Annotated in this window: 18 protein-coding genes, 1 tRNA gene and 1 pseudogene; 15 read left to right on the top strand and 5 right to left on the bottom strand. The window is 62.7% G+C overall.

Annotated features, from left to right (window positions below; genetic code table 11):
* The first annotated feature begins 212 nt into the window (after positions 1–212).
* Both cobN and cobO read left to right on the top strand, forming a co-directional pair.
* Positions 213–4,400, top strand: a complete 4,188-nt coding sequence (gene cobN / locus AC1PUL_RS08575; protein WP_480467840.1) for a cobaltochelatase subunit CobN — start codon at positions 213–215, stop codon at positions 4,398–4,400.
* Entirely contained in the window at positions 4,397–5,032 is a 636-nt protein-coding gene (gene cobO, locus AC1PUL_RS08570; RefSeq protein ID WP_480467838.1) for a cob(I)yrinic acid a,c-diamide adenosyltransferase, read from the top strand. The genes cobN and cobO overlap by 4 nt, the downstream gene beginning before the upstream one ends.
* A 4-nt stretch (positions 5,033–5,036) precedes the next feature.
* Here cobO and AC1PUL_RS08565 read toward each other — a convergent pair whose 3' ends face one another.
* Entirely contained in the window at positions 5,037–5,822 is a 786-nt protein-coding gene (locus AC1PUL_RS08565) for a TSUP family transporter (RefSeq protein WP_480468539.1), read from the bottom strand.
* A 358-nt stretch (positions 5,823–6,180) separates the two neighbouring features.
* Here AC1PUL_RS08565 and AC1PUL_RS08560 point away from each other — a divergent pair.
* The 8 genes and pseudogenes from AC1PUL_RS08560 (at position 6,181) to AC1PUL_RS08525 (ending at position 15,517) form a co-directional block, all read left to right on the top strand.
* Positions 6,181–7,591, top strand: a pseudogene (locus tag AC1PUL_RS08560) (sirohydrochlorin chelatase).
* Positions 7,591–8,709, top strand: coding sequence for a hypothetical protein (locus tag AC1PUL_RS08555; RefSeq protein ID WP_480467837.1), 1,119 nt, complete (start codon positions 7,591–7,593; stop codon positions 8,707–8,709). The pseudogene AC1PUL_RS08560 and the gene AC1PUL_RS08555 overlap by 1 nt, the downstream one beginning before the upstream one ends.
* A complete protein-coding gene (locus AC1PUL_RS08550; protein WP_480467836.1) occupies positions 8,706–9,350 on the top strand; it encodes a precorrin-8X methylmutase in 645 nt (214 codons plus the stop codon). Before AC1PUL_RS08555 ends, AC1PUL_RS08550 begins: the two co-directional genes overlap by 4 nt.
* Entirely contained in the window at positions 9,343–10,584 is a 1,242-nt protein-coding gene (gene cbiE, locus AC1PUL_RS08545) for a precorrin-6y C5,15-methyltransferase (decarboxylating) subunit CbiE (protein ID WP_480467834.1), read from the top strand. The genes AC1PUL_RS08550 and cbiE overlap by 8 nt, the downstream gene beginning before the upstream one ends.
* Positions 10,585–10,741: 157 nt before the next feature.
* Complete coding sequence (gene cobI / locus AC1PUL_RS08540; RefSeq protein WP_480467833.1) at positions 10,742–11,482, top strand: precorrin-2 C(20)-methyltransferase; 741 nt, start codon at positions 10,742–10,744, stop codon at positions 11,480–11,482.
* Positions 11,479–13,425 (top strand): precorrin-3B C(17)-methyltransferase, encoded by a 1,947-nt coding sequence (gene cobJ / locus AC1PUL_RS08535; RefSeq protein ID WP_480467832.1) that lies wholly within the window; start codon positions 11,479–11,481, stop codon positions 13,423–13,425. The genes cobI and cobJ overlap by 4 nt, the downstream gene beginning before the upstream one ends.
* A gap of 256 nt (positions 13,426–13,681) precedes the next feature.
* Positions 13,682–14,461: a precorrin-4 C(11)-methyltransferase gene (gene cobM, locus AC1PUL_RS08530; protein WP_480467830.1), complete on the top strand. Its 780-nt coding sequence runs from the start codon at positions 13,682–13,684 to the stop codon at positions 14,459–14,461.
* 90 nt (positions 14,462–14,551) lie between these two features.
* Positions 14,552–15,517, top strand: coding sequence for a nucleoside hydrolase (locus AC1PUL_RS08525; RefSeq protein WP_480467828.1), 966 nt, complete (start codon positions 14,552–14,554; stop codon positions 15,515–15,517).
* Positions 15,518–15,606: 89 nt separating this feature from the next.
* Here the strand turns inward: AC1PUL_RS08525 and AC1PUL_RS08520 are convergent, their stop codons facing one another.
* Positions 15,607–15,753, bottom strand: a complete 147-nt coding sequence (locus AC1PUL_RS08520) for a DUF1127 domain-containing protein (RefSeq protein WP_138288935.1) — start codon at positions 15,751–15,753, stop codon at positions 15,607–15,609.
* A gap of 572 nt (positions 15,754–16,325) precedes the next feature.
* Here AC1PUL_RS08520 and AC1PUL_RS08515 point away from each other — a divergent pair.
* From AC1PUL_RS08515 to AC1PUL_RS08495, 5 genes are all read left to right on the top strand, one after another.
* Positions 16,326–17,435: a DUF2157 domain-containing protein gene (locus AC1PUL_RS08515; RefSeq protein WP_480467825.1), complete on the top strand. Its 1,110-nt coding sequence runs from the start codon at positions 16,326–16,328 to the stop codon at positions 17,433–17,435.
* On the top strand, positions 17,432–18,007 hold the full coding sequence (locus tag AC1PUL_RS08510) for a GDYXXLXY domain-containing protein (protein WP_480467823.1): 576 nt from the start codon (positions 17,432–17,434) through the stop codon (positions 18,005–18,007). The genes AC1PUL_RS08515 and AC1PUL_RS08510 overlap by 4 nt, the downstream gene beginning before the upstream one ends.
* A gap of 149 nt (positions 18,008–18,156) precedes the next feature.
* Positions 18,157–18,241, top strand: a tRNA-Leu gene (locus AC1PUL_RS08505).
* Positions 18,242–18,427: 186 nt separating this feature from the next.
* Entirely contained in the window at positions 18,428–19,906 is a 1,479-nt protein-coding gene (gene tig / locus AC1PUL_RS08500) for a trigger factor (protein ID WP_298465099.1), read from the top strand.
* Positions 19,907–19,982: 76 nt separating this feature from the next.
* The gene (locus AC1PUL_RS08495) at positions 19,983–20,732 is read left to right on the top strand and encodes an MBL fold metallo-hydrolase (RefSeq protein ID WP_480467821.1); all 750 of its coding nucleotides are present in this window, start codon (positions 19,983–19,985) and stop codon (positions 20,730–20,732) included.
* A gap of 10 nt (positions 20,733–20,742) precedes the next feature.
* Here AC1PUL_RS08495 and AC1PUL_RS08490 read toward each other — a convergent pair whose 3' ends face one another.
* The 3 genes from AC1PUL_RS08490 to radC all read right to left on the bottom strand — a co-directional run bounded on the left by AC1PUL_RS08490 (position 20,743) and on the right by radC (position 24,443).
* A complete protein-coding gene (locus tag AC1PUL_RS08490; RefSeq protein WP_480467819.1) occupies positions 20,743–21,951 on the bottom strand; it encodes an MFS transporter in 1,209 nt (402 codons plus the stop codon).
* Between the two features lie 92 nt (positions 21,952–22,043).
* Positions 22,044–23,468, bottom strand: a complete 1,425-nt coding sequence (gene sthA, locus AC1PUL_RS08485) for a Si-specific NAD(P)(+) transhydrogenase (RefSeq protein WP_480467818.1) — start codon at positions 23,466–23,468, stop codon at positions 22,044–22,046.
* Between the two features lie 150 nt (positions 23,469–23,618).
* On the bottom strand, positions 23,619–24,443 hold the full coding sequence (gene radC, locus AC1PUL_RS08480; protein WP_480468538.1) for a RadC family protein: 825 nt from the start codon (positions 24,441–24,443) through the stop codon (positions 23,619–23,621).
* Positions 24,444–24,557 lie beyond the last annotated feature (114 nt).

The following is a 24,557-nucleotide window of genomic DNA, read 5'->3' as shown; positions in this document are numbered from 1 at the left end:
CGGCCAGGGTTTTTGCTCACGTCATCGACTTTTCGTGGCCCGACATCCAGGGCTGTTGCAGCTAAAGGCTTTCCGGAGGTGCGCGACATCTCCGGCTTCCGATCTCCCCCCTTGAGGGGGAGATGCCCGCCCTTCGACGGGCTCAGGGCGCAGAGGGGGGTATCCCAACCTCTGACCACCAGCCGGTCAAAGAATATTCGTCGGGAGCCGTCATGCATCTCCTCCTAGCCCAGAAGGGATCGATCAGCGACGGCGACGAGGCGATCGATCTTGGCCAGACGCCGGGGGACGTGCTGTTTCTCTCGGCGGCGGACACGGAGCTGGCGGCAATTGCCGCAGCCGTTGAAGCGAGGGGCGGAGAAGCGCTGCCCTGGCGGCTCGCCAGCCTGATGACCCTGAAGCACCCGATGTCGGTCGATACCTATATCGAGCGCACGGCACGCCATGCGCGGCTGATCGTGGTCAGGGCGCTGGGTGGGGCGAGCTACTTCCACTATGCGCTGGAGGCGCTGCATGCTTGCGCCCGTCGCAGCGGCGGAGCAATCGTCGTGCTGCCCGGTGACGACAAGCCGGACGAGGGGCTTGCACCCTTCCAGGCCTGCGGGGATGACGATCGCCAGGCTCTCTGGACCTATTTGACCGAAGGTGGGGCGGGGAATGCATCCGCTTTCGTCGCCTATGCCGAGGCCTTGCTCAGTGGCGCCGACCGGCCGGAGCCTGCACGTCCGCTGTTGAAGGCCGGTATTTGGTGGCCGAGCAGGGGCGTAATCGGGGTTGAGGAATGGGAGAGGCTGGCGTTCCCTTCTCCCCGTTCACGGGGAGAAGGTGCCCAAAGGGCGGATGAGGGGCAAATCTCAGCGCAAGCCCAGCCCCTCACCCTGACCCTCTCCCCGCAGGCGGGGAGAGGGAATGTAACCCCTCTCTGCTTTTACCGTGCCCTCGTCCAGAGTGGCGAAACGGCACCCGTCGAGGCCATGGTGGAAGCCTTGAAGGCCGAGGGCCTCACTCCTCTGCCGGTCTTCGTCTCCAGCCTCAAGGATCAGGTCTCCGTCGACACGCTGCGCGCCATCTTCACCCGCTTCCCGCCGGCGGTGGTCATCAACACGACAGGCTTTGCCGTCTCGACGCCGGGCGCCGAAAAGCCTTCGACCGTGCTCGACGAGATGGGTGCTGTCGTCCTGCAGGCGATCTTCTCATCCTCGCCGCGCGCCACCTGGGAGGGCTCGAGCCAGGGCCTCAGCGCCCGCGATCTGGCAATGAGTGTCGCCCTGCCGGAAGTCGATGGCCGCCTACTGACGCGCGCCGTTTCCTTTAAATCGAAGGCGCGGTTCGACGAGCGGGTCGAGGCCAATCTCGTCAGCCACGAGCCGGATGCCGGCCGCATGCGCTTCGTCGCGGAACTTGCCGCCAACTGGGCGAAGCTCCGCGCAACCCAGCCTGCGGAGCGCCGCGTGGCGTTGATCATGGCCAATTACCCGAACCGCGACGGGCGTCTCGGCAACGGGGTCGGACTGGACACGCCAGCCGGTACCGTCGAGGTCATGCACGCCATGCGCGACGCGGGCTATGACATTGCCGATCTGCCCGCTGACGGCGACGCGCTGATGCAAGCGCTGATGGCCGGTCCGACGAATGCGGCCAATGCCGGACGGGTCATTCGCGAACGTATTTCCGTTAGCGATTACATAAAGTTCTTCGAGGATCTTCCCAAAGAGGTTCAGGAGCGCGCGGCTGCACGCTGGGGTGCTCCGGAAGCCGATCCCTTCCATGTCGACGGCGCCTTCGCGCTGCCGCTGATGCGCTTCGGCAAGCTGATGATCGGCATCCAGCCCGCCCGTGGCTACAATATCGATCCCAAGGAAACCTACCATTCCCCCGATCTCGTGCCGCCGCATGGCTATCTTGCCTTCTACGCTTTCCTGAGGCGGGAATTCGGCGCTCAGGCCGTCATCCATATGGGCAAACACGGCAATCTCGAATGGCTGCCGGGCAAGGCCCTGGCCCTGTCGGAGACCTGTTTCCCCGAGGCGGTCTTTGGACCGCTCCCGCATCTCTATCCCTTCATCGTCAACGACCCCGGCGAGGGCACGCAGGCCAAACGCCGCAGCTCCGCCGTCATCATCGACCACCTGACGCCTCCGCTGACGCGGGCCGAAAGCTATGGGCCGCTCAAGGATCTCGAAGCGCTGGTCGACGAGTATTACGAAGCCTCGGGCGGCGATCCGCGCCGTTTGGTGCTCTTGAAGAAGCAGATCCTGGAGCTGATCGCCGATATCGGCCTCGACCAAGATGCCGGCATCGCCAAGGACGAGGCGGAAGATCAGGCGCTGGAAAAGCTAGACGCCTATCTCTGCGACCTCAAGGAAATGCAGATCCGCGACGGGCTGCACATCTTCGGGCTCGCACCCGAGGGGCGGTTGCTGACCGATCTCGTCGTCGCGCTGGCGCGTGTGCCACGCGGCCAGGGCGAGGGCGGTGACGCGAGTTTGCAGCGGGCAATCGCGGGGGATCTTGGTTTGTTCTCCCACCCTGTGGGGGAGATGTCAGCGAAGCTGACAGAGGGGGGTAAGCCGCAAGTGCTGAGGGATGAGTTACCCCCCTCTGGCCTGCCGGCCATCTCCCCCTCAAGGGGGGAGATCGGCAGAACGCCGATGTCGGCGGATTTCGCAGTCTTGGCAAAGACGCCTCAGCTGCCGATGATCTCCGCATCCGCATCCGCATCCGCATCCGCACTTTCATCCACCTCCGCAGACGCGGAGGAAGGCAGAGCGCCAACCTCCCCCATCTCCCCCCTTGAGGGGGAGATGCCCGGTAGGGCAGAGGGGAGTATCCCAGGCACGCCGCCAAAATCATTCGACCCCCTCGACTGCATCATGTCCGCCCCCTGGTCCGGGGCAAAACCTGCGATCCTTGCCGATCTCATCGATGCCCCCTGGCGTACGGCTGGCGATACTGTTGAACGCATTGAACTGCTCGCCGCCAAACTCGTTTGCGGTGATATCCGATGCCCAGATCACTGGCCACGCACCCGCGCCGTCCTCGCCGAGATCGAAACCCGCCTGAAACCTGCCGTCGTCAGATCCGGTGCGGGCGAGATCGAAGGCCTGCTGAAGGGCCTCTCCGGTCATTTCGTGCCCCCCGGACCCTCCGGCGCCCCGACGCGCGGGAGGCCGGACGTGCTGCCGACGGGCCGCAATTTCTACTCCGTCGACAGCCGCGCCGTGCCGACACCGGCGGCTTACGAACTCGGCAGGAAATCCGCCGAGCTCTTGATCCAGCGCTACGTGCAGGATCATGGCGAATGGCCTACCTCCTTCGGCATCACCGCCTGGGGCACGTCGAACATGCGCACCGGCGGCGATGATATCGCCCAGGCCCTCGCGCTGATCGGCGTCAAGCCGCTCTGGGACATGGCCTCACGCCGCGTCACCGGCTTCGAGGTGATCCCGCAAGCCGTGCTCGGGCGCCCGCGTGTCGATGTCACGCTGCGCATCTCCGGCTTCTTCCGCGATGCCTTCCCCGAACAGATCGCGCTCTTCGACAAGGCGGTAAGGGCCGTGGCCGCGCTTGATGAAGACGAAGGGGATAATCCGATCGTAGCGAGGGTGAGGGCCGAAACCGACAGCCTCAAGGCCGAGGGGCTGGACGAAAAACAAGCCGCCCGCCGCGCCCGCTACCGTGTCTTCGGCTCCAAGCCCGGTGCCTATGGCGCGGGCCTGCAGGCCCTGATCGACGAGAAGGGTTGGACCGACCGCGCTGATCTCGCCGAGAGTTATCTCGTCTGGGGTGGCTACGCCTATGGTGCGGGCGAGGAGGGCAAGGCTGAGCGCGGCCTGTTCGAGGAACGCCTGCGCTCGATCCAGGCCGTGGTGCAGAACCAGGACAATCGCGAACACGACCTGCTCGACAGCGACGACTACTACCAGTTCGAGGGCGGCATGACGGCGGCGATCGAACATGTCGCGGGTGTGAGGCCCAAGGTCTATCACAACGACCATTCGCGGCCGGAAAAACCCGTCATCCGCAGCCTTGAGGAGGAGATCGGCCGCGTCGTGCGCGCCCGCGTGGTCAATCCGAAGTGGATCGAGGGCGTCATGCGCCACGGCTACAAGGGCGCCTTCGAGATCACCGCCACCGTCGACTACATGTTCGCCTTCGCAGCGACGACGGGTGCGGTCCGCGACCACCATTTCGAGGCCGTCTACCAGGCCTTCATTCTCGATGAGCGCGTGCGCGATTTCATGGCCGAGAAGAATGCCCCGGCGCAAAAGGAGCTCGCAGACCGCCTGATCGAGGCGATCGAGCGCGGCCTGTGGACGCCGAAGAGCAATTCGGCAAAATTTACACTTGAGGAGCTGGCCGCTGTCGGCTCCAGGGATTTGAAGGAAGTGCGGCTATGAGCGACGACCCAAACATCGAAACCGCCGAGAGCGATCTCGCCCGCCATGCGGAAAAGATGGCCAAGAAGAAGGCCGCCCGCGACAAGATCATGGCCACCAAGACCGGCGAGAAGGGCCTGATCATCGTTCATACCGGCAAGGGCAAGGGCAAGTCCTCGGCTGCCTTCGGCATGATCTTCCGCCACATTGCCCATGGCAAGAAATGCGCCGTGGTCCAGTTCATCAAGGGGGCGATGTCGACCGGCGAGCGCGACCTGATCCTGAAGCACTTCTCGGATCTCTGCGAATTCCACACCATGGGCGAGGGCTTCACCTGGGAGACCCAGGACAAGGCGCGCGACATCGCCATGGCGAAAGCGGCCTGGGAAAAGGCAAAGGAGCTGATCCGCGATCCGGCCAACTCCATGGTACTGCTCGACGAGGTCAATATTGCGATCCGTTACGACTACATCGATCTCGCCGAAGTGCTGGAATTCCTCGCGACCGAAAAGCCTCCGATGACCCATGTCGTGCTGACCGGCCGCAACGCCAAGGATGAGCTGATCGAACTTGCCGATCTCGTGACGGAGATGGAACTGGTGAAGCATCCGTTCCGCTCCGGCATCAAGGCACAGATCGGGGTGGAGTACTGATCGATCAAACCCCGATCCAAACCCGGATCGGATTGGTCGGGTCGGCGAGAAGGCGGATTGCCAGCGCCACGCAGGTGATCACCAGCAGCGGCTTGATCAGCCGCGCGCCGTTTTTCATCGCGAGCCTCGAGCCAGTCTGGGCGCCGAGGAACTGGCCGATGCCCATCAGGAAACCGATCTTCCAGAGCACGACGCCGCCGGCGACGAAGACGAGGAAGGCGCCGACATTCGAGCCGAAATTCAGGAGCTTCGTATGCGCTGTCGCTTTCAGCATGCCGAAGCCGGCGAGTGAGACGAAGGCGAGCATGTAGAAGGAGCCGGTGCCCGGGCCGAAGACGCCGTCATAAAAGCCGATCATCGGCACGAAGGTCAGGCCGAACATGAAGGGTGTCATGCGCTGGTGGCTGTCGACATCGGAGAGGTTCGGCTTCAGCGCGAAATAGAGCGCAATCGCGACTAGCAGAAAGGGCATGAAGGCGCGCAGCACGGCGGCTGGCACGAAGCTCGCGACCACGGCGCCAAGCCCACCGCCGATCACCGCCGTGGCTGCCATCGGCAGTTGCTTCTTCAGGTCCACGTGGCCCTTCCGCGCATAGGCGATGGTCGCCGATCCCGCACCGAACATCGACTGCAGCTTGTTCGTGCCGAGCGTTTCCAGCGGCGGAATGCCCGCGATCAGCATGGCGGGGATGGTGATCAGCCCGCCACCGCCCGCAATCGAATCGATGAAGCCGGCGATAAAGGCAGCGAGGAAAAGCAGCAGCAAGGCTTGAAATGCGAGATCGACCACAGAGAGACTCAAGTGAGGTTTTGCACGCGGGCAGGGAAGGTGCGTTGTTGTGGACCAATCGCCTCGGCGACGCAACCTTGCACGCCATGTCGCGCGGGTCGCACACGGGACATTCTGTGGACTGGCGCTTCCGTCACACAAAGCGCCGCAATCCGGTTTGACCACTGGGTAAGCCTTCGATAAAGCTCGTGGTAATGTGCGACGGCGCCTGTTCGACAGGCTGGAAATAGTCCGGTGCGGCCGACCCAATCCGGGGGCCAATTCCGGAGCTGTCCCAAAGGCCATGGACCGTGCCGAAAGGCGCGATAAGTCCGGCGCTTCGTACAGAAAGAAAAACGAAGCAGGGAGGCCTTGTATCATGGCGGAAAAACTCGGAATCATGGTCTGCGGCCACGGCAGCCGCAATCAGAACGCGGCGAAGGAATTCGCCGTGATCGCGGAAGCGCTGCGCGCCCGCAATCCCGACATGCCGGTCGAATATGGCTATCTCGAATTCTGCAACCCGGTGATTTCTGCCGGTCTCGACAGCCTGCGCGAACAGGGGGTGACCCGCGTGCTGGCGGTCCCCGGCATGCTGTTTGCCGCAGGCCACGCCAAGAACGACATCCCCTCGGTGCTCAACACCTATCAGGCGCAGCACAAGGATGTCGTCATCAATTACGGCCGCGAAGCTCGGCATTGACCTGAAGATGATCCGTGCCGCCGGCGACCGTATTCAGACGGCAGTCGACGAGGCGAACGAAACTCTCGGTTTCGTCGACAAACACGAGACGCTGTTGATGGTCGTCGGTCGCGGCTCGTCCGATCCGGATGCCAATTCCAACGCCACCAAGGTCATGCGCATGCTCTGGGAAGGCATGGGCTTCGGCTGGGGCGAAACCTGCTATTCGGGCGTGACCTTTCCGCTGGTCGAACCGGGCCTGACCCATGCCGCCAAGCTGGGCTACAAGCGTATCGTCGTCTTCCCCTATTTCCTCTTCACTGGCGTTTTGGTGAAGCGCATCTACAGCTATACCGACGAGGTCGCAGCGCGGCATCCGGAGATCCAGTTCGTCAAGGCGAGCTATTTGAACGACCACCCGCTGGTGCTCGACGCCTTCCAGGATCGCGTCAAGGAAATACTCGAAGGCGCGGCCGTGATGAACTGCCAGATGTGTAAGTATCGCGAACAGGTGCTCGGCTTCGAAGCGGATGTCGGCCAGCCGCAGGAAAGCCACCACCACCATGTCGAAGGCATCGGCGGCGGCCTGGAAAACTGTCCCTGCAAGGGCGATTGCGATGCCTCCTGCCGCGACCCCGATTTCTGCCGCGAGCATGGTCTGCCCTGGACGCCGGTGCACAGCCATGCCGAGCCGGCGCCGCTGAAGCCCGTCCCGGTCGCTGAGGCCTTCGACTATGCGCCGTCCTTTACCCTCGGCGGTAAGTATGCGGCGCTGAAGGACAAGACGCCGGATGCCGAGCTGCAAGCCGTCATGGACGCCCCGTCCTCGGGCAAGGCCGCGCATCACGAGCATGGACCGAACTGTGGCTGCGGCCACCACGACCATGATCATGGGCACGATCATAATCACGCCCATGCGCACGACCATGGGCACCATCACCACCATGATGACCATGATCACGGCCACCATCATCATGGTCACGATCACGGTCATGATCACGCGCATGACCATGGCCATGCGCATGGCCACGATCACCATCACCACCACGCGCCTTATCCGCATGCGGATCATCCGCTGGGGCCGAAGTCGATGCAGAAGAAAAAGTAATGCCGCTCTTCGATCGCATCCTGATCGTCGACTGGTCCGGGGCCGGGCAACCGGTCACCGGCAAGAACTCGCTCTGGGCGTGCCTCGCCCGGCGCGAGGGCGATGGTCATGCGATCGAGTGGATCGAGAATTTTTCGACCCGCCACGCCTTCATTCATCGGCTTGAGGCCGTGGTCAGCGCAGCGGTCGCTGAAGGCCAACGCCTGCTTTGCGGCTTCGACTTCGCATTCGGCTATCCGGCCGGCACCGCAGAGCGGCTGACGGGGGAGCCACACTGGCGTAACCTGTGGCGCAAGATCGCGGACGAAATCGAGGATGGCGAGGATAACCGCAACAACCGCTTCGATCTCGCCTCTCGCTGGAACGCCAAGCATTTTTCCGGCGAGCCGCGCTTCTGGGGACGGCCACATCAGCATGTCTATGCCGATCTCTCCGACAAGAAGCCGCCTGCACCGACAGAGGCTCCGCTTGCCTTCCGCCGCTCGGAGCAGTTCGCCAAGGGGGCGAAATCCGTCTGGCAACTGACCTACAATGGTTCCGTCGGCAGCCAGACATTGCTCGGCATTAACAGGCTGTCTCGCTTCCTCGACGAGAGCGGCCATGGCGAGCACATCGCCGTCTGGCCTTTCGAGACAGGTTTCGCCAAGGCTTTCGACAAGCCCGTTGTTTTCGCTGAGATCTACCCCTCGCTCTTTACGCTGGCCGCTGAGGACGAGGTGAAGGACCAGGCGCAGGTTCGCACCGTCGCCGAGGCCTTTGCCCGCTTCGATGCGGATGGCCGGCTTGCGACGCTGCTGGATCGACCGCCAATGTTATCAGACGAGGAGGTCGCGATATCGATCGCGGAAGAGGGCTGGGTGCTCGGGATCGGGCATCGGGAACTGGAGATCGCGGGTGGGGATACCCCCCTCTGGCCTGCCGGCCATCTCCCCCACAAGGGGGGAGAGCAGGCTGCGGTGGCCGCCGAGACCTCCGTTGACGCTCTTGGCAAAAGGAATATGTCTCAGGCTCAATCTAGCGCTGTAACGGCTGTCACTGACGCGGCCACACGGCACACCCCACTCTCCCCCCGTGTGGGGGAGATGTCGCGCAGCGACAGAGGGGGGTATCCCCGATGACGTCGCCCCTCGACTACATCCGCGACCCCGCCGAAATCTACCGCCAGTCCTTCGCCACCATCCGCGAGGAAGCTGCTCTCGACCGTTTCCCCACGGTCTTCCAGCCGCTTGTCATCCGCCTCATCCATGCCTGCGGCATGGTCGATCTCGCCGATGATATCAGGTGGTCCGAAGGCGCCTTCGAGGCCGGTGCCGCAGCACTTGAAAAGGGTGCCCCGGTTCTTGTCGATGTCGAGATGGTTCGCCACGGCATCATTCGCCGCCTGCTGCCGGTCGAAAACCAGATCCTCTGCCTCCTGAACGACGAGCGCGTACGGCCGAAGGCGGACGAAATCGGCAACACCCGCTCGGCCGCACAGGTCGATCTCTGGGACGAGCATCTCGCCGGCGCAGTTGTCGCAATCGGCAACGCGCCGACGGCGCTATTCCGTTTGCTGGAACGCATCGACGCCGGCGCGCCGAAGCCGGCGATCATCCTCGGTTTTCCCGTCGGCTTCGTGGGTGCCGCCGAAAGCAAGGACGAATTGATCGCGAACTCCAGGGGCATTCCCTATATCGCAGTGCGCGGTCGCCGGGGCGGTTCGGCCATGGCCTCGGCCGCCGTCAATGCACTGGCGGGAGGGCTCGGCACCAATGTCTGACGCGTCCCACACACCCTGGCTCACCATCATCGGCATCGGCGACAACGGGCTGGAAAGCCTCACTCCCGAGGCGCAGGCGATCGTCTGGCAGGCGGAAACGCTCGTCATCGGCGAGCGGCTGGATGCGGTCATCGACGGATCGAGCCTGCCGGATCTGAAACGCGTCCTCACCTGGGGCGCGGGCTTCCGCGAGACGCTGGCCGAGATCCTGAAACTGCGCGGCACGCCGGTCACGGTGCTCGCCACCGGTGACCCCATGCATTTCGGCATTGGCGCGACACTCCGGCGTTATGTGGCCGCCGAGGAAATGTTCGTGCTTCCGAGCCCGTCAGCCTTCTCGCTCGCCGCCGCCCGGCTCGGCTGGCCGCTGCAATCGGTAACGCAGATCTCGCTGCATGGCCGTCCGCTCGCTTTCCTCAACCGACACGTCATGCCGCGCGCCCGCATCCTGGCGCTGACCTCAGACGCCTCCACCGTGCAGGCCGCTGCCGTGCTGCTCGCCGAGCGCGGCTTCGGCGCTTCCGTTCTGCATGTGCTCGAACATATGGGCGGCACGCAAGAGCGTATCCTCCGGATGACGGCGGTGGAAATGGCCGAGACCTGCCCTGATATCTCGGATTTCAATACGCTGGCGATCGACTGCGCTGCCGACGGCCCGCTACTGGCGCCCGTACCGGGCCTGCCTGATGAGGCCTTTCGCCATGACGGGCAGCTGACCAAACGCGAGATCCGCGCGGCAACGCTCGCCCAGCTTGCGCCCTTTCCGAATGCCCGCCTCTGGGATGTCGGCGCCGGCTGCGGTTCGATTGCGATTGAATGGATGCGATCTGGCATGGGTACCAAAGCGATCGCGATCGAGGCGAAGCCCGAGCGGCTGGCAATGATCCGCGCCAATGCCGAAATTCTTGGCGTGCCCGACCTCGATGTGGTCGAAGGTGAGGCGCCGGCGGTGCTTGCCGGCTTGAAGACCCCGGATGTGATCTTCATCGGCGGCGGTATCAGCGGTGAGGGATTGTTCGAGGCCTGCTGGGCAGCGCTTGCCCCCGGCGGCCGGCTGGTCGCCAATGCGGTGACGATCGAAGGTGAGGCCAAACTCGTCGATCTTCGCAGCCGCCATGGCGGAGAGCTGAGCCGAATTCAGGTGGCGCGCGCGGCCCCGGTCGGGCGCTATTGTGGCTGGAAGTCGCTGATGTCGGTGACGATGTGGACGGTCGTGAAGGGAGAGGGGGCATGAGTTTGAACCGCTGCCCCTCATCCGGCTGCCGCCACCTTCTCCCCGCATGCGGGGAGAAGGCCATCGTGGCTGGCGTCGTGCCCCCTTCTCCCCGTTCACGGGGAGAAGGTCCCGGCAGGGGGATGAGGGGCAAAGTGCCAAGCAAGGAGCAGCTTACATGACCGGTAAACTCTATGGCCTGGGGCTCGGGCCCGGCGATCCGGAACTGCTGACCCTGAAGGCACATCGCATCCTGACCAGCTGCCCTGTGGTCGCCTATCCGGCGCCCGATACCGGACCGAGCTTTGCCCGCCAGATTGCGGCTCCGTATTTGACCGCCGCCCAGCTTGAAGTGCCGATCATCGTGCCGATGCGTGTCGAGCGCTTTCCGGCACAGGACATCTATACGCAGGCTGCTGAGACGCTGTCGCATCATCTCGACGCCGGATCTGATGTGGCCGTGCTCTGCGAGGGGGACCCCTTCTTCTACGGCTCCTTCATGTATCTCTTCGAGCGGCTCGCCGATCGTTATCCGACAGAGGTCGTGCCCGGCGTTTCCTCTATGATGGCGGCGGCCGCCGGCCTCGGACGGCCGCTCGCTGCCCGCAACGACGTGCTGACCGTACTGCCGGGTCCTCTCTCGGATCAAGAGCTTGCAGCCCGCATCGAGGTGTCGGGTGCTGTCGCAATCATCAAGCTCGGCCGGCATTTCGCCCGTATCCGAGCGCTGATCGAAAGCCTCGGACTGACCGCCCAGGCCGGATATGCGGAGCGCGTCAGCCTTGCCGAACAGAAGCTGACACCGCTCGCCGATGTGGCAGAGGACACCGCCCCCTATTTCTCGATGATCCTGATCTACAAGGGTGACGAGCGCTGGCATCCGGCACTCGCGAAAAAGCTTGGAAGCGGGGCCGCATGACGCCTGTCTCCGCATCCCCGGCCACACCCGCCGTCGTCATCCTGAGCGCATTAGCCGCTTCGTTGGGCCGTAGCATTGCGCAGGACATCGGGGGCGAGCTGCATGGCGCCGCCTCGCGCGTCGTGGAGGCGGATGTTCGTTTTGTCTCTGCCAAAGACCATGTGCAGGCGCTCTTTGCTGCCGGTCGACCGATCGTCGCCGTCATGGCCTCCGGCGCTTTGATCCGGCTGCTTGCTCCGCTGCTGTCGGACAAACACTCGGAACCGCCGGTACTCGCTGTGGCCGAGGATGGCTCCTCGGTCGTACCGCTGCTCGGGGGACACCACGGCGCCAATGATTTGGCTAGGCAGATTGCCTCCGCGATTGGAGCCCATGCCGCCATCACCACAGCCGGCGATCTCAAGTTCGGCGTGGCGCTCGATCAACCGCCTGATGGTTATGTGCTTGCCAATCCCGAGTGCGCCAAGGCCGTTATGGCGGAGCTTGTCGCGGGGGCGGGCGTGCGGCTCGACCTTCCCTCTCCCCGCCTGCGGGGAGAAGGTGCCCGAAGGGCGGATGAGGGGCTGCAGCAGCCCGGCACGCATGACCTGCCCTTCACCCCAACCCTCTCCCCGCAGGCGGGGAGAGGGGGGACCGCCGCCTGGCTCACCCAATCAAGACTTCCATTCCAACAAGAGGCCCGCGTGACGCTCTCCGTGACCGACCAACAGAAGACCGCAGGCGAGCTGGAACTCGTCTATCACCCGAAGACGCTGGTGCTCGGCATGGGCTGCGAGCGGCATGCAAAGCCCGAAGAAGCGATCGTGCTTGCTGAGGAAGCGCTCGCAAAGGGTGGTTTCGCGAGGGAAAGCCTTGCCGCCATCTGCTCGATCGACCTGAAGGCAGACGAGACAGCGATCCATGCGGTGGCCGCCCATTTCGGCGTGCCGGCCCGCTTCTTCACGGCATCTACGCTCGAAGCCGAGGCGCCGCGTCTGAAGAACCCGTCCGAGGTCGTCTTTGCCGAAGTCGGCTGCCATGGCGTGGCCGAAGGGGCAGCGCTTGCGGCCGTCGGCGCGTCGGGCGAACTCGTTGTCGAAAAGATCAAGTCCAAGGGGGCCACAGCCGCGATTGCGAGGGCCGCTGATATCGTCGACCCGAAGACAACAGGCCGCGCCCGTGGCACGCTTTTCGTCGTCGGCATTGGCCCGGGCTCGGAAGGCTGGCGCTCGCCTGAAGTGTCGCGCATGGTCGCTGCCTCCACCGATCTCGTCGGTTATTCGCTCTATCTCGACCTGCTCGGCCCGCTTGCCGATGGCAAGACCCGCCACGATTTCGATCTCGGCAAGGAAGAAGCCCGCGTCGTGCATGCCATGGAGCTGGCCGGTGAGGGAAAGACGGTGGCCCTGGTCTGCTCCGGCGATGCGGGCATATATGCCATGGCGACGCTGGTCTTCGAGCTATTCGACAAGGGCGGCATCACCGATGGCGCGAGCCGCATCGAAGTGCAGGTCTCGCCGGGCATTTCTGCACTCCAGGCCGCCGCTGCACGGATCGGCGCGCCGCTCGGCCACGATTTCTGCACCATATCGCTCTCAGACCTTCTGACCCCCTGGGAACATATCCAGCGCCGGGTGAAGGCGGCGGGCGAGGGCGATTTTGTCATTGCCTTCTACAATCCCGTCTCGATGAAGCGCCGCACGCAGCTCGCATATGCCCGCGATGAATTGTTGAAATATCGCCCGGCCACGACCCCCGTCATCCTCGCCACCAATCTCGGCCGCGAGGGCGAAAACGTCCGCACCGTGCCGCTGGGCGAATTGAACGTCGACGATGTCGACATGCTGACCGTCGTGGTGGTCGGCTCGTCGGAGAGCCGGACGGTGACCACCGGCGACGGCAAGACCTGGGTTTACACACCGCGCGGATATTCCGGGAAGGCCGATACGGGGATGAAGGCGTGAGCATGCCCTTCGCCGTCGTCTCCCTCTGCTTGGTACCCCCCTCTGGCCTGCCGGCCATCTCCCCCTCAAGGGGGGAGATTGGACGACGGCCACCGCCGCGTTCTCATGAGCGCTCGGTTCAGGTTGATGCATTTCACGCAGATTCAAGATCGGCTCGTTGGCGCATTCTATGCCCAGTGCCGATCTCCCCCCTTGAGGGGGAGATGCCCGGCAGGGCAGAGGGGGGTAACGCTCCCGCAACGTTAAGGAGAGCAGCATGACCGTCTATTTCATCGGCGCAGGCCCCGGAGCCCCCGATCTGATCACAGTACGCGGCCTCAGGCTCATCGAGCGCTGCCCGATCTGCCTTTATGCCGGCTCGCTGGTGCCGGAGGAGATCGTCGAGGCGGCACCCGAAGGTGCACTCGTCAAGGATACGGCTCCCATGCATCTCGACGAGATCATTGCCGAGATCGAGGCGGCGCATGCGCGCGGCGAGGACGTCGCCCGGGTACATTCCGGTGATCCCTCGATCTACGGCGCGATCGCCGAACAGATGCGCCGCCTCGATGCGCTCGGCATTCCCTACGACGTCGTCCCCGGCGTACCGGCCTTCGCCGCGACAGCAGCACGGCTGAAGACCGAGCTCACTTTGCCGGAGATCGCCCAGACGGTGATCGTCACCCGCACCGAGATGAAGGCCTCCTCGATGCCGGAATTCGAGACGCTGGAAATCCTCGGAAAATCGAGAGCGACGCTTGCGATCCATCTGTCGATCCGCAACCTCACCCATATCCGCGATACGCTGACGCCCTATTATGGCGAGGATTGCCCTGTTGTGATTGCCTATCGCTCCACCTGGCCGGATGAACTCTTCATCCGCACGACCCTGAAGGACATGGCGGAGGAGGTGCGCAAGGCGAAGATCACGCGGACCGCCCTGATCATGGTCGGCAAGGTCTTCGGTCATGTCGAATTCCGCGACAGCGATCTCTACAATTCCGACTTTAGCCATGTCCTGCGCAATGTCGGGAAAAAGAAGAAGGCGGGCGCCTGATCGCCCGTCTTCCCGTCGTCACGCTTCGGGTCTATCGTCGCGCCCGCCCGGCGGACGCCGATCAACAACAACAAGAAAAGGACTTCTCCCATGTATAAGGTCATCTTCGATACGGATCCGGGCGTCGACGACGCCATGGCGCTCCTCTTCCTGCACCATCATCCGGAGATCGACCTCCTCGGAATCACCACGGTCTTCGGCAATGCCGAGATCGATGTGACCACGCGCAACGCGCTGTTCTTGAAGCGCGAATGGAAGATTGACGCGCCCGTCTCTCGCGGGGCTGGCGAAACCTTCATCCCGCATCGTGTCAGCCACGAGCCGCCGAAATTCATTCATGGCGATGACGGCCTCGGCAATATCGGCGTGCCCGAGGTGACGGATGTACATCCCGATCCGCGGCCTGCCCATCGCTTCATCGTCGACACCGTCCGTGCCAATCCGGGCGAGGTGACGATCGTCGCCGTCGGTCGCATGACCAATCTTGCCAACGCGCTGAAGGAAGACCCGGAGATCGTCAATCTCGTCAAGGAGATCGTCATCATGGGCGGCGCCTTCGACGTCAACGGCAATGTGACGCCGGCAGCCGAAGCCAATATTCATGGCGACCCGGAAGCAGCCGACGTCGTGATGACCGCCCGCTGGCCGGTGGTCGTCGTCGGTCTCGATGTCACCATGCAGACCGTGATGACGCGCAGCCAGCTCGCCGACATCCGGGACGCCGCCGGCACCAGCCGCGCGCGCCTGCTCTTCGACCTCTCGCAGTTCTACATCGATTTCTACGAGGGCCTGGTCGACGACGGCATGGTCGTGCATGACAGCTGCGCCTGCGTCTATGTCGTGGCACCGGAACTCTTCAAGACCCGCAGCGGAGTGATCCGCGTCGTCTGCGGCGGCATTGCCGACGGCCAGACGATCCAGAAGCCGGATGGCCGTGGCTTTGGTCCTTCCGATTGGGATGGTGACCTGCCGAGCCAGAAGATCTGCACTGCGATCGATGCGCCGGCTGTGTTGAAGCTAATCCACGACGTGATCGTTGCCGTTCGCGAAGACTGAGCAGCACTGCTTAGCAGACAAAGAAAAACCCCGGATCTGGGAGGAGATCCGGGGTTTTCTATTTTGGATCCGACCGAAGTCGGTACCGATCAGCCGTTGACGGCGTGACGGGCAACGCGACGGATGTCTTCGCGGCCGATGCCGAGGTCACGCAGTTCGCGGTCCGACATGCGGCCGAGTTCGGTGACGGTCTGACGGTACTTGCGCCAGTTGTTGAGCGAGCGAGCGATGTTCATGTGGGTCTACCTCTGGGTTGGGCCCCGCCGTGGGCCGCGTCTCTGAATTCGATGACTGGAATATATGCTGCATCGCGAAACGATTGAAGGCATAATGCGGCAGAGCACCCATGCGCTGTGCGCATATCAATCGATTTAACGCTTTGTTAATTGATGATTTTTTGTGCGTTTGCACGCGGCGAAACAGCGCCAATTGAACGGGCATTGATGGCCGGCGGTTTCGGTCATGGATCTGTTGGGGAAGAGTAAAGCAAAAAAATAACGCCCACCGGGGGAGGAGGTCCGGTGAGCGTCATTTTTGCAGACCAACGACTGGGAGGAGGAGTGTCGTTGGTCAATCGATCCCGCTTTGGGAGGAGGAGTAAGCGGGTCGAAGAAGAAGCGCCAGAAGTTCCGTCGCTCTGTTGAATATGAATATAGGTGACACTTACGAGTTTGTGCAGTGCAAAATGAGCATGGAAGGCATGCGGTTCTTGCATGGGCCGATGATGCCCCCTGCCAAGGTTCCGGCTTCCGCTTGTCTTTCCAGTCCTGCCGTTTCAGATTGCGGTGAGAATAACGGGGACTAAGACATGTATCGGGGTAGGCTGAAACGTGACCTGGACGACTGGGTCGGACGCGGAATGATCGATCTGGCGACAGCTGAACGGCTGCTGGCGGATGTTGATCAGCGGGGCGCGCGCTTCAGCATCGGCAGTGTCCTGTCGATGTTTGCGGCCGTATTGATCGCGGCCTCCCTTCTGATGCTGATTGCGGCCAACTGGGAACTGATACCACGCCTGGTCAAGGTCGTCGGCATTATTGCCCTGATCTGGATCTTCCATATCGCCGCGCTGATTGCGCGCTCGCAGGATGCCAACCGGTTGGCGGCTGCATCGCTGGTCTTGGGCGCGGCGGCCTTCGGAGGGGCGATCGCGCTGATCGGTCAAGCTTACCACCTCTCGGGCGATACTTTTTCCGCGATGTTCCTCTGGTTCGTCATGACGGCCATATCCGCGGCACTCTTCCGCTCCGGGGCGCTCGCGGTCGCGACGGGTGTGCTGTCGCTGGCAACCTTTGCCGCCGGCTTCGACAGTTTCGGCTGGGACCTCGCCAGCCACGGCCTCTGGGCCTGGTGGCCGCTGGCGGGTGCGGCAGCGATCTTCGGTCTTGCCTATTGGACGGGCGCAAACCGGGCGAAGCACTTCGGCTACAGTCTGCTTGTCGCCTGGATCTGGTGGACGACGATCCTCGATCGCAGCGAGCTCTATGCATTCGCAGTCGCCATGGCCGGCACCTTGGTCTTCCTGGCTCTGACGCTGCCGGCCTCTCCCCTGGCGGCACTGCATCGCCGGCTTGGCGCCTCCGGCAGCTTCTATGCCCTGGTGATGGCCTTCAGCGGCTTCGCCTATTTCCAGGGAAGTGCGCTTGAAGCGGTCACGACGGCAGCTCTGGGTGTGATGGTGCTGGCGCTCTCGATCGCGGCGATCGCGCTCGACGGCCGGGACAATGGCGCCGTCCGCTTCCTCGCCTACGGCGCCTTTGCCGCAGAGATACTCTACCTGTCCTATGAGACGATCGACAGCATCCTTGGCACATCTGCCTTCTTCCTGCTGTCCGGTCTGGTGGTCGCTCTGCTGGCCTTTGTTGTCATCCGTCTTGAGAAGCGTTTTTCGCGTCCCGCCGCAGAGGTGAAGTCATGATCGCCACGAAACCCTTTGCCGCCGTCGCCCTGGCCGTCGCTCTCGTCCAGACTTCCATCCTCGGCTATATGATCGAGGGCAGGGCATCTATTCTCAGATCCGGAACGGAAGTCCTCCTGAAGACGGTCCCCGTCGACCCGCGCGATCTCCTGCGCGGTGACTATGTCATCCTCACCTATGAAATCTCGAACATTTCAACGACCTCGATCGCCGGCACCCGACCGCAGGACGGCGAGGTGGCGAGGCTCAATGTGCGCCTGACGCCCGGGACGGATGGCTTCTGGATCGTCTCCCAGGCGTCCTTCGATCCGCTGGCGGCAGAAGACGGCAGCGTTGTCCTCATCTCACAGCCGATCACGATCTATGGCTGGGAATGGGAAAATGCCGGAAATCTGACCGTGCCCTTTGGCATAGAGCGCTTTTATGTCCCGGAAGGTGAGGGCAAGCCGATCGAGGACGGCCGCAATGAGGGGCGTGTCTCGGTTGCCGCCCGGGTCTCCGAAGACGGCCAGGCACAGATTCGCGCCCTGATGCTGGACGGCGAGCCGCTCTATGAGGAGCCGCTCTACTGAGCGGCGCCATTCTCTCGTTGCAAAGCCTGTGAAGCCTGTCCGGCGGGGCCTGCAACACTGTCATTTTTCCTTTGCGTGGGGGAAAACGGGTGTTATAGAGACGCGCGCTCCGGAGGGGCCATGCGCGAAGGCAGCATGCGCTTTTGGACGCGGGTATGGTGAAATTGGTAGACACGCCAGATTTAGGTTCTGGTGCCGCAAGGCGTGGGAGTTCAAGTCTCTCTACCCGCACCAGCTAAGCCGCGCGGGATCGATGAGAGAAGCACCGAGGTGTGGCTCCCGTCAGTCCGGCGCCGTTTTGCTTGGCAGATTGTTGACGAATTGCGACGCAGCCACGTCCGGGAAAATCAATTCCGGCGTCGTGCTCAGAGAAAACCACCGGCTGTCCGAGCACGGCCGCCACGACATGAAGGTAAGAACATGCAGGTTATCGAAACGCTCGCTGAAGGGCTGAAGCGCGAAATCAAGGTCGTCATTCCGGCCAAGGACATGGAACAGCGCATGAACGAGCGTCTGGCCGAGGTGAAGGACAAGGTCCGCATCAACGGCTTCCGCCCGGGCAAGGTGCCGACCTCCCATGTCAAGAAGATGTATGGCAAGTCGATCATGGCTGAACTCGTCAACGAGATCATCCGCGACAAGCCCTCGGCAATCCTCTCCGAGCGCGGCGAAAAGTCGGCGACGCAGCCGGAAATCGTCATGACCGAGGACGAGAAGGAAGCGGAAAAGATCCTGTCGGCTCAGGCTGACCTGGAGTTCACGCTCTCCTACGAAATCATCCCGGCAATCGAACTGAAGTCGGTCGATGGCATCAAGGTCACCCGCGAAGTCGTCGAAGTCTCGGAAGACGAGATCAACGAGCAGATCGAAAAGATCGCTGAAAGCGCCCGTACCTTCGAAACCAAGAAGGGCAAGGCTGCCGATGGCGACCGCGTCACCATGGACTACCTCGGCAAGGTCGACGGCGTTCCCTTCGATGGCGGCAAGGACGAAGATGCAGAACTCGTTCTCGGCTCCAACCGCTTCATCCCGGGCTTCGAAGAGCAGCTCGTTGGTCTGAAGGCCGGTGACGAAAAGGTCATCACCGTAACCTTCCCGGCCGACTATCCGGCGGCCAACCTCGCCGGCAAGGAAGCAACCTTCGATATCACCGTCAAGGAAGTCGCTGCCCCGGCCAAAACCGAAATCAATGACGAACTGGCCACCAAGCTCGGCGTCGAATCGGTTGAAAAGCTGAAGGAAATCGTACGCGGCCAGATCGAAAGCCAGTACGGCAACGTCACCCGCCAGAAGGTCAAGCGTCAGATCCTCGACCAGCTGGACACGCTCTACAAGTTCGAGTCGCCCTCCAAGCTGATCGACGCCGAGTTCGAAAACATCTGGCGCCAGATCAACACCGATCTCGCCCAGTCCGGCAAGACCTTTGCTGACGAGGACACGACCGAAGAAGCCGCTCGCGAAGAATACCGCGCGCTCGCCGAGCGTCGCGTTCGCCTCGGCCTCGTTCTCTCCGAGATCGGCGAAAAGGCCGGCATCGAAGTGACCGAAGAAGAAATGCAGCGTTCGCTCTTCGCCCAGCTGCAGCAGTTCCCGGGCCAGGAAAAGCAGATCCTCGACTTCTTCCGCAACACCCCGGGTGCTGCCGCTTCGCTGCGCGCGCCGATCTTCGAAGAGAAGGTCATCGACAAGCTGCTCGCTGAAGTCTCCGTCACCGACAAGAAGGTAACGAAGGAAGAGCTGCTGGCTGACGACGCCGAAGAAGGCGAAAAGTCCGCCAAGAAGGCTGCCCCGAAGAAGAAGGCTGCTGCCAAGGCTGACGACGCTGCCGAAGGCGAAGAAGCCGCTCCGAAGAAGAAGGCAGCTCCGAAGAAGAAGGCCGCCGAAGGCGACGCCGAGTAATCTCGGGCTTCCGGTTGAATTTCAGAGAAAGCCGTCCTCCGGGGCGGCTTTTTCATGTTTGGGAGTGGAGGACGCGATGCAGATCAGGCTGATCAGAAGTGCGACGCTGACTGTCGAACTCGCCAGCATCCGGTTGCTGATCGATCCCTGGCTCGCGGCCAAGGGGGCAGGCAAAAGCTATTCTGGACGCGGTCCGTCACCGCTTGTCGATCTGCCTTGCCCGGTCGAAGAGATTCTCGATGGCATAGACGCGGTGCTCGTCTCGCATCTCCATTCCGACCACTTCGACGAGGTCGCTCAGACGCGACTGGCCAGATCCATGCCCATTCTGTGCCATGCTCGGGATCGAGATGCGATCAAGGCCATGGGCTTTGAGGATGTTCGGGCCATTGGTGACGCAATCCGCATCGGTGATGTCACGATCAGGACCACCGACGGCCGCCATGGTCCGCCGGAGGTGCTGGAAGACATGGGGGAGGTGTCAGGTTTTCTGATCAGCGCACCATCCGAACCGACACTCTATTGGGCGGGCGATACCATCCTCTGTCCGGAGGTCGAGTTCGTGCTGGCGGGTGAACGGCCTGACATCGTTGTGATCCATGGCTGTGGCGCGCTTTGGAACGGCAAAGGTCCGGTGGTCATGGATGCGGCGATGGTCATGAAAACGCTCCGGCAGGCGGGCGATGCGACGGTCATTGTTACCCATCTCGATGCGGTCGATCATGCAACCGTTTCCCGCGCCGACATTCGCGCCACGGCGGCCAAGCAGGCCCTGGCCACGAAACGCCTGTTGATACCGGAAGACGGAGAACGGCTCGATTTCTAACGCGAAATTCCTAGCCGTGCTTGTGTCGTGAACGGTCGACGGCCAGAAGGCCCGCGACGCCGACGATTGCCAGGGCAAGGCCGAGCCAGGCTGTGCCGGAATAGCCGAAGAAGTGCGCGCCCACAGCAAAAGTGGCAGCACTGACGGCATTGCCGAGAAAGGCATTGATCGGCATGAAGGCCGTCCCGAGACCCGGCCGTCTCGGAAAGAGATCCTGGAAATAGGTGATCGGCAGCGAGAGAAGCGCAGCTGCGGTGGCAGCGCCCGGCAGAGCAAGTGCGTAGAAATGCCAGGGCTCGCTAGCGAAGGCGAACCCCACCATGTGCAGGCCGTAGAGCAGTGCTGAAGCCACGATCAGCACGAGCAGGCTGAAACGCTTCAGGAGCGACGCTGCGATCAGCATGAAGGGGATCTCGATGAAGGCGATGAGCGCGGCAATGAACCCGACATCCCGGGTGGAGCCGCCCAGTTCGAGCGTCAGAATGAGCGGCCATATGGTGCCAGCGAGCCGTGTCGTTCCGGTCACGGCGGCCATCGCGATCATCCGCACCAGCATGTCAGCCCTGATCAGTTCACGCAGAGCCTCACGGAATGCTGCACCACTGGTGCCTCCAGCCTGTTTCTGTTCCTTCGGTGGCGCAAGGAGAAGAACAGACGCCGTGGCGATCAACAAAGTGCAAGTCGCCGCCGCGCCCCACGCGCCAATCATGTTTGCCGATTGCGCAAGGACGAGGCCAAGGATCGCCGGCATCACAACCCAGGACGCCGACATGAAGGCGCGCACGACCGTGTTGACCGCTGCTGCGTCCTGCTGCGACAGATCCGCCGTCTCGATCCGAGCGGAGGCAAAGAGCAGCGAATGCACCGCCTGGGCAAAGGGAATGACGCAAGCGGTGGCGATGACGAAGACCGGGATGGTCGGAAAGAGAAAAATCGCGCCATAGCCGATCGTACCCGCAATCCCCAGAAGCGCGATCATCCGGCGGCGATCGCTCATGCCATCAGAGAGGATCCCGAGCGAGACGCTGATGGTGACTGTCATGATCGAGGCGACCACCGTCAGTGCGGAATAGGCCTGGTCGCTCATGCCGAGCGCCCCGATGGCCGTCACGCCGAGATAGGGCAGGGTCGCGCCATAGGCGCAGCCTTGCACGAAGATCATGATCGACAGGAGGACCAGTTGCGGCCTGGCCGCAATCTGGCGGAAAGACGAGGACATGGGCGACTCGAAGCTCTGCGAAGGAGTTGCCTCATTAGCAGCTGGGCAACGCTTCGTCTCGCCTTAGAACCGACGGGCTGGGACCTGAAATGTCACTCCGCGGCCCGGCGTTCTGCCTTCTCCACCTTCAGCTCGCCCATCCGGTTCCAGGCGTCGAGCCCGGCAATCTTGTAGGCTTCGGCGAGCGTCGGATAATTGAAGGTGTTTTCGACGAAGTACTCGACGGTACCCTTGAGGTTGAGGACCGCCTGGCCGATATGCACCAGTTCGGTTGCCCCTTCGCCCACGATATGCACGCCGAGCAGGCGGCGCGTCTTCAAGGAGAAGATCATCTTCAGCATGCCGCTGTCGAGGCCCATGATATGGCCGCGCGAGGTCTCGCGGAAATGCGCGATCCCGGTTTCATAGGGGATCCCGCGCTGGATGACCTCTTCTTCGGTCAGTCCACAGGTCGAAATCTCCGGCACCGCATAGATGCCATAGGGGAAATACTGCGGTGGATCATGCGCCGGCGCCCCAACCGCATGGCGGGCGGCGATACGGCCCTGTTCCATCGAGGTGGAGGCGAGCGATGGGAAACCGACCACGTCGCCGGCGGCATAGATGTTCGTGACGGAGGTCTGGAAAGTGTCCGGGTTCACCTTCAGCCGACCGCGATTGTCGGCTTCGAGCCCCGCAGCCTGAAGGTTCAGCGTGTCGGTTGCGCCAACACGACCGGCGGCGAAAAGCACCATTTCCGAAGTCAGCACACGCCCGTTCTTCAGCGTCACGCGGCACTTGCCGTCGACTTTTTCGACCCCCTCGACCGTCTGGCCGAAGATCAGCTTCATGTTGCGGTCGCGCAGCTGATAGGTGAAGTCCTCGACGATTTCCTTGTCGATGAAATCGAGCATCGTGTCGCGCGGCTCCACCACCGTGACGACGGTATCGAGCGCCGAGAAGATCGTCGCATATTCGATGCCGATGACGCCGGCGCCGATGACGATCATCGAGCGCGGCAGCTCCTTGATTTCCAAAATTTCGTCGCTGTCGATGATGCTGACGCCGTCGAAGGGAATGTGCGTCGGCTTGAACGGGCGCGTCCCGACAGCCAGCAGAACGGATTTTGCCTGCACATGCACGACTTCCCCGTCCTCCTTGACGACTTCAAGGGTCTGCGGATCGAGGAAATGCGCCTTGCCGCGCATCTGGTGCACGCGGTTGCGGGAAAACTGGTGTTCAAGCACTTCGACCTCGTGGTCGAGCGTGATCAACAGGCGGCGGCGGAGGTCATCGGCGCTGATTTCCTGCTTCACGCGGTAGCTGCGACCATAAAAACCGCGCTCGCGCCAGCCGGTGAGGTTGAGCGCCGTTTCGCGCAGGGTCTTGGAAGGGATCGTACCGGTATGAACCGATACGCCACCGACACGCGTGCCCTTTTCGATGACGAGAACCTTCTTTTCCAGCTTGGCCGCCTGGATCGCCGCGCGGCGTCCTGCCGGTCCGCTGCCAATTACGACAAAGTCATACTGGTTCATGAGGTGCCTCTGATTCGCCTGCTGCCATGCTGCAGTGCACATTTTCCATAGCCAGTATGACAGGGCAACGTCACCGTTTCGTTATCACAGACGAATGTGAAGGAGAGTTGTCGCCAAAGCGCCGGCAGGGTGCCGATCGCAGCAGCTCAGTCAGATCAGCCGCAGGCCCTTGAGGCTCGCATGGCCGTCCTTGCCGATGATGATGTGGTCATGGACGGTGATGCCGAGCGGCTTCGCCGTCTCGACGATCGTGCGCGTCATGTCGATATCCGCACGCGACGGTGTCGGGTCACCACTTGGATGGTTGTGGACGAGGATGATTGCGGTCGCCGACAGTTCAAGCGCCCGTTTGACCACCTCGCGTGGATAGACGGGCGTATGGTCCACCGTGCCGCGTCCCTGGATCTCATCCGCAATAAGCACGTTGCGCTTGTCGAGGAAGAGAATGCGGAACTGTTCCGTGGTCTCGTAGGCCATGGCGGCATGGCAATAGTCGATGACGGCCGACCAGGAGGAGAGCACCTGTTTTTCGCGCAATTCGCTTTTCAGCATGCGTTGCGCGACACTGGCGATCAGCTTGAGATCGATCGCCACGGTCTCGCCCACGCCCTTGACCTCCTGCAGGAGGGCAGGCGGTGCACCGAGCACGCCAGCAAGCGTCTGGAAGCGGGCGAGCAGCGCCTTGGCGATCGGCTTGGTGTCGCGACGCGGAATGAGCCGGAAGAGCAAGAGTTCGAGGATCTCGTAGTCGGCAAGCGCTGTCTCGCCGCCCTCACGGAAGCGGTTGCGCAGTCTCTCGCGATGACCCAGATAATGCGCCTCCGGCTGCATGGCGGCCCGCGTCGATGCCGCCTTGGCGATATTCGTGTCGCGTGTTGGCTGCTCGGCAAAGAAGCTGCGTTCATCGACATCGTGGAAGTCATCGACTGCAGGGGCCCCTGGCGAACCGAAAAGGTCGCCCGCCTCGTCTGCCATCACACCTTGCCCGCGTGCAGAACCGTCTGCGAATGGAAGCTTGCCCGTCATGCCACCCCAATCCTGACCGTCATGGTCGAACGGCCGCAAGGCCGCACGGATATAGTGACACGA

The sequence above is a fragment of the Rhizobium sp. P43 genome, from assembly GCF_056730705.1.
This window is presented reverse-complemented; position numbering and strand designations above follow the sequence as displayed.